Here is a 9789-nt window from a genome sequence, read left to right on the forward strand (position 1 = left end):
GGGCCGCCTCCAGACGCGCGTGATGCGTCTCGAGGCGGCCCGCGTGGACCGACGGCTGGGGGAGCGCGACGGCGGCCATGTCACACCCCCGCGTGGAAGGTGCGGCTGATCACGTCGAGCTGCTGCTCGCGCGTGAGCCGAACGAAGTTGACCGCATATCCCGACACCCGGATGGTCAACTGGGGGTAGTTCTCCGGGTTCTCCATAGCGTCTTCCAGGGTCTCCCGCGTGAGGACGTTGACGTTCAGGTGGTAGCCACCAGCTGCCATCTGCGCATCCAGGAGCCCGACGAGGTTCGCGACTCGCTCATCCTCGGTGCGACCGAGACCCGCGGGCACGACCGTCGTGGTCAGCGAGATGCCGTCCTGCGCCTGGTCGAAGGGGATCTTGGCGACCGAGAGCGTAGCTGCCAGCATTCCGTGCGTGTCTCGACCGTTCATCGGGTTCGCGCCCGGGGCGAAGGGCGCTCCCGCCCGGCGGCCGTCGGGGGTGTTGCCGGTGGCCTTGCCGTAGACGACGTTCGAGGTGATCGTCAGCACGGACTGGGTGTGCACGGCATCCCGGTAGGTCGGGTGCGAGCGCAGCATCTCCATGAATTCGGTCACGAGCTCCCGTGCAATGTCATCGACACGGTCGTCGTCGTTGCCGTAGGTGGGGAACTCGCCCTCCACGACGTAGTCGGTGACCAGGCCGGTCTCATCGCGAACCGGGGAGACCCGAGCGTACTTGATCGCCGAGAGGGAGTCTGCCGCTACCGACAGCCCAGCGATGCCGCAGGCCATCGTCCGCAGGACCTCCCGGTCGTGCAGGGCCATCTCGAGGCGCTCGTACGCGTACTTGTCGTGCATGTAGTGGATGCAGTTGAGCGCATCGACGTAGGTTGCGGCAAGCCACTCCATGAGCGTGCGGAACTTGCCGCGCACATCGTCGTAGTCGAGCACGTCGCCGACCACTGCCGGCATGACGGGAGCTACTTGCTTGCCGGTGACCTCGTCGCGGCCGCCGTTGATGGCGTAGAGCAGGGTCTTGGCGAGGTTCACCCGGGCGCCGAAGAACTGCATCTGCTTGCCGACGCTCATGGGCGAGACGCAGCAGGCGATGGCAGCATCGTCTCCGCACAGGCCCCGGATGAGGGCATCCGACTCGTACTGGATGGAGGACGTGTCGATCGAGACCTTCGCGCAGAACTCCTTGAACCCGCGGGGGAGGTCATCCGACCAGAGCACCGTCAGGTTGGGCTCGGGTGCGGGGCCCAGGTTGTACAGCGTCTGCAGGAAACGGAACGCGGTCTTGGTGACCAGGGTTCGCCCGTCAACGCCCGTGCCCCCCAGCGACTCGGTCACCCATGTCGGGTCGCCGGAGAACAGGGCGTCGTACTCGGGCGTGCGCAGGAACCGCACGATCCGAAGCTTGATGACGAGGTCGTCGATGAGTTCCTGCGCTCCCGTTTCGTCGAGGATGCCGGCCTCCAGGTCGCGCTGGATGTAGACGTCCAGGAACCCGGTGTTGCGGCCGAAGCTCATCGCTGCGCCGTTTTGCTCCTTCACCGCGCCGAGGTAGGCGAAGTAGAGCCACTGCAGCGCTTCGCGGGCGTTCGCGGCGGGACGCGCGATGTCGTAACCGTAGGTTGCTGCCATCCGGGTCAGCTCCTGCAGCGCGCGGATCTGCTCGGCGTTCTCTTCGCGGCTCCGGATGATGTCCTCGGTCGAGAAGTGCATGTCGAGCTCGGCGTGTTCAGCCTTCTTCGCGTCGATCAAGGCGTCCGTTCCATACAGTGCGACCCGGCGGTAGTCGCCGATGATGCGGCCGCGGCCATAGGCATCCGGAAGCCCCGTGATGAGGTGGCTGCTGCGTGCCCGGCGGACGGCGGGCGGGTAGACGTCGAACACGCCGTCGTTGTGGGTCTTGCGGTAGGTCGTGAAGATCTTCTCCAGATCCGCCGGCACGTCGTAGCCGTAGGTCTCCAGGGCACCCTTGACCATCCGCCATCCACCGTTGGGCATGATGGCCCGCTTGAGCGGGGCGTCGGTCTGCAGGCCGACGATCAGTTCGTCGTCACGAGCGATATAGCCCGGTGCGTGCGAGGTGATCGTCGAGGGCGTCGTGGCGTCGACGTCGTACACACCGCGCTCACGCTCTGCGGGGAACATCGCGGTCAGTGTCTGCCAGACTCGCTGCGTCCGTTCGGTTGCCCCAGCCAGGAACGAGGCGTCACCGCTGTAGGGCGTGTAGTTGCGCTGGATGAAGTCGCGGACGTCGATGGCGTCCTGCCAGGGGCCGGCGACGAATCCGTCCCAGGCTGCGGGGATCGCGTCTGCCTGGTCGACGGGGGTGGGGGTTACGGTGCTCATGGTGACGCATCTCCTTCGTGGGTGTCGAAGTGTGGGTCACTCGTCTCGGCGACGGATTACGCCGCCGCGGGAGTGCTTCTGACACCGACGCTAGACCCGCGAAGGAACCCCGTCGGAAAGATGCACGAATCCCTAAATCCATGTGGTCTGACCACACACATGTTTGTGGTCAGACCACAAGTGGTCAGCTGCGCTTGCGCCCGAAGATCAGACCGAACAGCAGGAGCACCACGATCGAGCCGATCAGCGCGAACACCCAGCCCGAGAAGTTCCAGAACGTCGTGTAGACATCCAGTCCGAACAGCCCGGCGATCCACCCGCCGACCATCGCGCCGAGCAGGCCCAGCAAGATCGCGACGAACCAGCCGCCGACCTGTTTGCCGGGAAGGATGATGCGGGCGATGATGCCCGTCAGGATGCCGAGAATGGCGAAGGCGAAGAAACCCACGGGAAGGTCCTCTCGAGTCGGGCGAAGCGGGGTCAGTCGGGGTAGGGAACGGGCCAGCGTGGCTCGGGCACCGGCCAGCCGGCCTCGCGCAGCGCGCGGCGCGACAGCTCGCGCGCCGAGTATGGCGTGCGGACGCCCCGGATGTCGCGGTAGTCCTGATGGCCCGGCCCTGCCCAGAGGATCGCGTCGCCGTCGCCGACGAGCGCGACAGCCTCGACGATCGCCCGCTCGGGCGGCGAGTACTCGTAGATCTCGGCATCCGGACGCGCTCGCCGTGCACCCTCCAGCAAGGTCGCCCGAATCGAATCCGGGTCCTCGAATCTCGGGTGGTGGTCGGTGATGACCAGGATGTCGCTGCCCTCGACCGCGGTGCCGCCCATGTCGTGGCGTTTGCTCTTGTCACGGTCACCATCGGCGCCGAAGAGCATGAGCACGCGCCCCGGCGTGACGCGGCGGACCGCGGCGAGTGTCTTCTCGAAGGCATCGGGGGAGTGGCCGAAATCGACGTAGATCGCGGGACCAGTGGGGCCGGAGACGAGCTCGGTTCGACCGGGCAAGTACGCGCGGATGACGTCATTGTCGAGGGCCCGCGTGATGCGTTCCCAGTCGTAGCCAGCCTCGAAGATCATGACGATCGCCTGGGCGGCGTTGGCGGCCATGTGGCGCCCGATCACCGGCACCGTCGTGGACAGCGAGCGACCTCCGGGACCCGACAGGCGGAAACGTGTGCCGTCGGGCAGTTCGTCGAGGATCTCGACAGTCCAGTCAGCTGCTGCTGCCGCATCCGGGTCAGCGGCGATCGCGGGGGTTCCGATCGTGACGTAGGGCACCTCGCAGGCAGCGACGACATCGGCGCCCGATGCCGAGTCGAGGCAGATCACGGCTCTGCGTGAGCGGTCGGGGCGAAACAGCGGCACCTTGGCCTGGAAGTACTCCGCCATGTCGGCGTAGTCGTCGAGGTGGTCATGGGAGAGGTTGGTGAACCCGGCGACATCGAACACGATGCCGTCGACCCGTTGGCGGCTCAGGGCCTGCGCGCTGACCTCGATGGCGACGGCCTCGACCCCGCGTTCGCGCATGAGGGCGAGCAGGGCATGCATCTCGTACGCTTCGGGCGTCGTGAGACGGGACACGATGACATCGCCGGCGATGTGGCGTTCGGCGGTTGATGAGAGCCCGGCGGTGACGCCGAGCTGCGTCAGGATGCCCTCGAGCAGGTGGGACACGCTCGTCTTGCCGTTCGTGCCGGTCGTCCCGAACAGGATCGGAAGCGTGTCGTTCGGTCCGGTCGCATAGACCCACGCCGACAGGGCGCCGAGGCTCCCGCGGGGGTCGGGAACGACGATCGTCGGCAGGCCGCTGGCCAGGGCGCGCTCGCGGCCCGCGGCATCCGTGACGACAGCGACGGCGCCTCGCGCTGCGGCATCGTCCGCGAACTCCGCGCCGTGGCGCGTCCCTCCCTGGACGGCGACGAAGAGGTCGCCGGGGCGGAGGTCTGCGGTCGCGAGGGTGAGACCGGTGACGGATGCCGAGGCGTCGGTGTCCGCATCCTGATCGCCGCCGCCGACGCGCTGCTCGATCGGTGCTCCGAGGTGTGCCGCGAGGTCCGCGAGGCGGTGCGCGGGCGGGTTCTGCGGCCGGAGCACGGGCGGCAGGTTCGCGGGATCTGTCGTCATGGCGCCTCCATCTTCTCACCCGCGCACTGGGCTGACTCAAAGGCAGAGCCGATAGCGTGGCGGCGTGGATGTGGTCGCCTTCATCGTCGGTGTCGTCGTGCTCGTTGTGGGCCTGGCGGTGTCGATCGCGCTGCATGAGATTGGGCACCTCGTCCCCGCGAAGCGATTCGGGGTGCGCGTCGGCCAGTACATGGTCGGTTTCGGACCCACGCTGTGGTCCCGTCGCCGCGGCGAGACCGAGTACGGCGTGAAGGCGATACCGCTCGGCGGCTACATCTCCATGGCTGGAATGTACCCACCCTCGCCGGCTGCGCGCGCTGCAGACGGCGGAACAGTCTCGGGACATGCCGGGGGCGGCTTTTTCGCGACGATGGTGCAGGATGCCCGCGCGGCGAACGACGAAACACTCGACGGCGCCGACGACGACCGCGTCTTCTATCGGCTGCCGGTCTACAAGCGCGTGATCATCATGCTCGGTGGTCCGCTCATGAACCTGGTTTTCGCGGTCGTTCTGATGACGCTTGTGCTCAGCGGCATCGGTGTGCAGACCGTGACGAACACCGTCGCGTCGGTGAGCGCCTGCGTCCCCGCCGAGGCTGGCCAGGAATGTCAGGCCGGCGATCCGCCGTCACCGGCGGCGGCAGCAGGCATCCAACCCGGCGATGTCATCGTGTCGGTGGGTGGTCAGGAGGTCTCTGATTTCGCCACGGCAGCTGCCCTCATCCAGGCAGCTCCGGGCCAGAGCGTACCGATCGTGGTCGACCGCGACGGCCAGCGTCTCACTCTGTCGGTGACACCCGACACCGTGACCCGTCAGGTCGTCGATCAGGACGGGCAGCGTGTCGAGAACCAGGTCGGGGTCATCGGCGTCACCGGGACTCTTGACTACGTGCGTCAGCCGATCTGGTCAGGCCCCATCGCTGCGGTCGACAATGTCGGAACCGTTGCCGGGATCATCGTGCAACTTCCTGTCAAGGTCTACGAAACGGCGGCGACGCTGGTGACCGGTGCCGAGCGTGATCCGAACGGGCCGCTCAGTATCGTCGGCGCCGGGGCGATCGCGGGAGAGGTCGCGGCAACCGACGCCCCGGTCGTCAATCGCATCGCCGTGATCCTGTCGCTGCTGGCGTCGCTGAACATCGCGCTGTTCGTGTTCAACCTCTTGCCACTTCTCCCCCTGGATGGTGGTCACATCGTCGTGGCGCTGTGGGGCGGCATCCGCAACTGGTGGGCGCGGATTCGCGGGCGTGCTGAACCGGCCCCGATCGACGCGACCAGACTCGTGCCCCTGACGTTCGTCGTGGTGATAGCCCTGATCGCGATGACCGCGGTCCTGATCATCGCCGACCTCGTGAACCCCATCCCGCTCTTCGGCTGAGCGAGTCGCGCGGCCGACGCGCCGCGGGGATCACTCCGGGGCGAGGGCCCACTCGATGAGCTGATGCAGGGTCGACATGCCGTCGCGCGAGAGGATCGATTCGAGGTGGCCCTGCACCGAGGCGAATCCGGTGCCCCGAAGGGCGTAGACGTCGCCCGTTGCCGGATCCGCTGCGATCTCCACACCGGCAATCGTCGTTCCCGAAGCGCAGCGCGCCGTGAACGTGTTGTAGAAGCCGATCGAGGCGGGCTGCCCGAAGACATCGACGGTCAGCTGCAGGCCCTGGTGGGGTTGCGCGAGCGGAGCGAGGTCGATGCCGAGCTCGCTGGCGAGGATCTGATGGCTCAGACACACCGTCAGCAGCGGTGCCGATGCCGCGCGGCGCCGCGCGATGATCTCTCGCAGCCGGGCCATGCGGGCCGACGACGGATCCAGCGGGTCTCCGGGGCCGGGGCCCGAGACCAGCAGCTCCGCCGCGTCGACCTCGTCATCGGTAACGGCATCCCACGGTACAATCGAGACGTCGAGGCCGAGGTGGCTCAACTGGTGCGCGAGCATCGTCGTGAAGCGGTCTTCGGCATCGATGACCAGCGCGCGTCGCCCCGCGAACGGTCCGGCGCCTGCCTGTTCCTGCGGGTTCAGCCAGAACGGCGCGAGCCGGGCGTTCCGGGACTCCAGGAGTGCGGCGATCGTCGGGTCGTCAGCCAGCCGGGCAGGGGCAGCGGCGGGGGCATCCTCGTCGAGAATCACAACAGCGGGCCGGACTTCGCGCGGGATCGCGCCGATCGCGCCCAACACGCCCGCAGCCTTGCCATGTGTTTCGCTGACCTCGCCGTAGGGGTCGGAGTGGCGCACCAGCGTGGCGCCGACAGGCACCCGCAGGCGTCCGTTTTCGATATAGGCGGTGCGGATCAGGATCGGGGCGTCGAGGTCGTGGGTGACAGCGTCAGTTCCCTGGCCGGGGGCGGCGTCCGTGCGTGGCGTGAACAATGCGGCGACGCCCGAGTAGTAGCCGCGGGGTGTCGTCTCGTGACGGGTGATGACCGTGCACGCGTTCTGCATGGGGGAGCCGGTGACCGTGGGTGCGAACATCGTCTCGCGCAGGATGTCGCGCGGGTCCAGCTTGCTCGAGCCCCGCAGCATGTACTCGGTGTGCGTGAGACGGGACATCTCTTTCAGGTGCGGGCCGGTGATGCGTCCGCCGTCCGTGCACACGGCGCTCATCATCTTGAGCTCTTCGTCGACGACCATGAACAGCTCTTCGGTCTCTTTCGTGGAGCGCAGGAACTCGCTGAGGTTGTCGACGGTGGCTCCACCCTCGGGGTGGCGGAATGTCCCCGATATCGGATTCATCGTGACGATGCCTGCCTCGGCGCTCACGTGAGCCTCGGGACTCGCTCCGACCGCCACGTGGCCGTCGGTCACCACCGCGAAAGTCCAGTAGGCGCCGCGCTCGTGCTCCAGGAGGGCCCGGAACCAGGCGAGGGCCGCGACCCGCGGGTCAGCATCGACATCTGCCGTGAAATCGCGACGGATGACGAAGTTGGCGCCTTCGCCGCGCCCGATCTCATCGGCGATGACCCGGCGCACGATGTCGGCGTACGCCTCGTCGTCGATGTCGAACCCGGCGTCCCGCAGCGGGATGACGTCGTGGGGAAGGACGGCCAGCGCTTCGTCTCGCGGATACGTGGCGCGCTCCGTGATGACAAGACACCGCAACGGTGCGCCGTCATCGTGGCACGCGAATCCGCGCTCTCTCACCTGTCGGAACGGAACGAGCGCGAGAACCTCTCGCGGCGTGCCGTCGGCTGCCAGGAGCGGGATGTCGCGCAGCAGCTCCACGTCGATAACCTCGCCGGTGAGCACCTCGACGGTTGCGGAGTCACGGGCGAGGATCGCGAACGGCATGTCGCTGGTGGCGAGTCCGGCGAGGGAGGGAAGGGGAGTCCCGGTCATGGATCGGTCTTTCGTCGTGGGGCGGCCACCCTCACAAAGAAGACCGCCCCGGGGGCGGTCTCAGGATCAACGAGCACACCGCCTCAGACGGTGGGCCACCATGGGGTGCTCGCGAACATGCGCCGAAACTACCACAGCGCTGCTGCGCTGCGCCGAGTCTCTGGCGCTCGGGTGCCAGCTCGCAATACATTCGAGACATGACAGATCCGCAGGGTAGTGGTTCCGACGAGCTCCGCCAGCGCGCGGTCGCAAGTCTTCGCGCAAAGCAGGGGTTCTGGTACACCCTGGCGACATGGGTGGTGCTCTCCATCTTTTTTGTTCTCATTTGGGCGCTGACGGGGATGGGGTACTTCTGGCCCGCCTGGCCGATCGCTGGAATCGCGATCGGGGTTGCCTTCGCGGGCTTCAACGCGTACGGTCCGACCCGCGGCGCGCTCGCCGAGAGCAAGATCCAGGACGAGATGCGCCGACTGCAGTAGCGCCGACCCACCTCGGCGACCTCGGCCTGCCACCCAGCCGGAATGCGTAGGCTGGTCCCGTGCCAGCTGTGAACATCGGAATGCCGAAGGTCCCCGAAACCCTCGCTCCGCGCCGCAAGAGCCGCCAGATCAAGGTGGGTAAGGTCCTTGTCGGCGGAGATGCGCCCGTCAGCGTCCAATCGATGACGACGACGCCGACGACCAACATCAACGCCACGCTGCAGCAGATCGCCGAGCTCACGGCATCCGGATGCGAGATCGTGCGCGTGGCAGTGCCGTCGCAGGATGACGCTGACGTGCTGCACATCATTGCGGGAAAGAGCCAGATCCCGGTGATCGCCGACATCCACTTCCAGCCGAAGTACGTCTTCCAAGCCATCGACGCCGGTTGCGCGGCGGTTCGCGTCAATCCCGGCAACATCCGCAAGTTCGACGACCAGGTCGGGGCGATCGCGAAGGCCGCGCAAGCGGCTGGGGTGTCGCTGCGGATCGGTGTCAATGCCGGGTCGCTCGACCGGCGCCTGCTGGAGAAGTACGGCAAGGCGACTCCCGAGGCGCTCATGGAGAGCGCGGTGTGGGAGGCCTCGCTGTTCGAAGAACACGACTTCCACGACTTCAAGATTTCGGTCAAACACAACGATCCCGTTGTGATGGTCAAGGCCTACCGGTTGCTCGCCGAACGGGGTGACTGGCCGTTGCACCTCGGGGTGACCGAGGCCGGTCCCGCCTTCCAGGGCACCATCAAATCCGCTACCGCCTTCGGCATCCTGCTGGGTGAGGGGATCGGCGACACCATCCGCGTTTCGCTGTCTGCGCCGCCCGCCGAAGAGGTGAAGGTCGGGCACCAGATTCTGCAGTCGCTGAACTTGCGTGAGCGAAAGCTCGAGATCGTGTCGTGCCCCTCATGCGGGCGAGCCCAGGTCGACGTGTATTCCCTGGCCGACAACGTCACCGAGGGACTCAAAGACATGACGGTGCCGCTGCGCGTGGCTGTCATGGGGTGCGTCGTGAACGGACCGGGAGAAGCCCGGGATGCCGACCTGGGCGTTGCCTCCGGCAACGGCAAGGGTCAGATCTTCGTCAAGGGCGAGGTCATCAAGACGGTTCCCGAGTCCGAGATCGTCGCCACTCTCATTGCAGAGGCCAACCGGCTCGCCGACGAGATGGGCCCCGACGCCCCCCTCGGTACTGCGCAGGTCGTCACGAGCTGAGAAGCCCCGGACTCCCACGCGCCTGGGTCCGGGAGTCTAGGACCTCGCAACGCGTTCGAGCGCCTCCAGCGGGATCGAAACCCACGTGGGCCGGTTGCGGATCTCGTACATGACCTCGTACACCGCCTTATCAGCGACGTAAGCGTCCAGCAGCACACGGTGAGGCCCGGTGAGGTCCGCGCCGGTGTCGCCGTCGCTGCCGTCATCGGGTGCCGCAGCCGCGACGTACGCCGCGACGAAGTGCTCGCGAGCGCGGGCTGACCACTCGCGCGCGCGCTCTGCTCGCAGAG

7 protein-coding genes and 1 pseudogene are annotated in these 9789 nt (G+C 67.1%); 3 read left to right on the forward strand and 5 right to left on the reverse strand.

Going from position 1 to position 9789, the window contains the following annotated elements; translation table 11 throughout:
- Nucleotides 1-80: 80 nt before the first annotated feature.
- The 3 genes from pflB to B4F19_RS05530 all read right to left on the reverse strand — a co-directional run bounded on the left by pflB (nucleotide 81) and on the right by B4F19_RS05530 (nucleotide 4475).
- Nucleotides 81-2351 (reverse strand): formate C-acetyltransferase, encoded by a 2271-nt coding sequence (pflB, locus tag B4F19_RS05520; RefSeq protein ID WP_292733227.1) that lies wholly within the window; start codon nucleotides 2349-2351, stop codon nucleotides 81-83.
- A gap of 184 nt (nucleotides 2352-2535) precedes the next feature.
- Nucleotides 2536-2799, reverse strand: coding sequence for a GlsB/YeaQ/YmgE family stress response membrane protein (locus B4F19_RS05525; RefSeq protein ID WP_228177678.1), 264 nt, complete (start codon nucleotides 2797-2799; stop codon nucleotides 2536-2538).
- 32 nt (nucleotides 2800-2831) lie between these two features.
- Complete coding sequence (locus B4F19_RS05530; protein WP_292733229.1) at nucleotides 2832-4475, reverse strand: Mur ligase family protein; 1644 nt, start codon at nucleotides 4473-4475, stop codon at nucleotides 2832-2834.
- Nucleotides 4476-4539: 64 nt separating this feature from the next.
- On the opposite strand from B4F19_RS05530, the gene B4F19_RS05535 reads away from it, so the two are divergent.
- The gene (locus B4F19_RS05535; RefSeq protein WP_292733231.1) at nucleotides 4540-5853 is read left to right on the forward strand and encodes a M50 family metallopeptidase; all 1314 of its coding nucleotides are present in this window, start codon (nucleotides 4540-4542) and stop codon (nucleotides 5851-5853) included.
- 30 nt (nucleotides 5854-5883) lie between these two features.
- On the opposite strand, the gene B4F19_RS05540 is transcribed toward B4F19_RS05535, so the two are convergent.
- Nucleotides 5884-7809, reverse strand: a complete 1926-nt coding sequence (locus B4F19_RS05540; protein WP_292733233.1) for an anthranilate synthase family protein — start codon at nucleotides 7807-7809, stop codon at nucleotides 5884-5886.
- A gap of 197 nt (nucleotides 7810-8006) precedes the next feature.
- Between B4F19_RS05540 and B4F19_RS05545 the strand changes: the two genes are divergently transcribed.
- Both B4F19_RS05545 and ispG read left to right on the forward strand, forming a co-directional pair.
- Nucleotides 8007-8288 carry a 2TM domain-containing protein gene (locus B4F19_RS05545; protein ID WP_228177682.1) on the forward strand — a complete coding sequence of 94 codons (282 nt, stop codon included), beginning with the start codon at nucleotides 8007-8009 and terminating at the stop codon, nucleotides 8286-8288.
- Nucleotides 8289-8368: 80 nt separating this feature from the next.
- A complete protein-coding gene (ispG, locus tag B4F19_RS05550; protein ID WP_292733394.1) occupies nucleotides 8369-9499 on the forward strand; it encodes a flavodoxin-dependent (E)-4-hydroxy-3-methylbut-2-enyl-diphosphate synthase in 1131 nt (376 codons plus the stop codon).
- A gap of 36 nt (nucleotides 9500-9535) precedes the next feature.
- Here ispG and B4F19_RS05555 read toward each other — a convergent pair.
- Nucleotides 9536-9789, reverse strand: a pseudogene (locus B4F19_RS05555) (hypothetical protein); the annotation flags it as partial.

Origin of the sequence: Microbacterium sp. UBA1097, assembly GCF_002313585.1 — a bacterium.
Classification (GTDB): domain Bacteria; phylum Actinomycetota; class Actinomycetes; order Actinomycetales; family Microbacteriaceae; genus Microbacterium.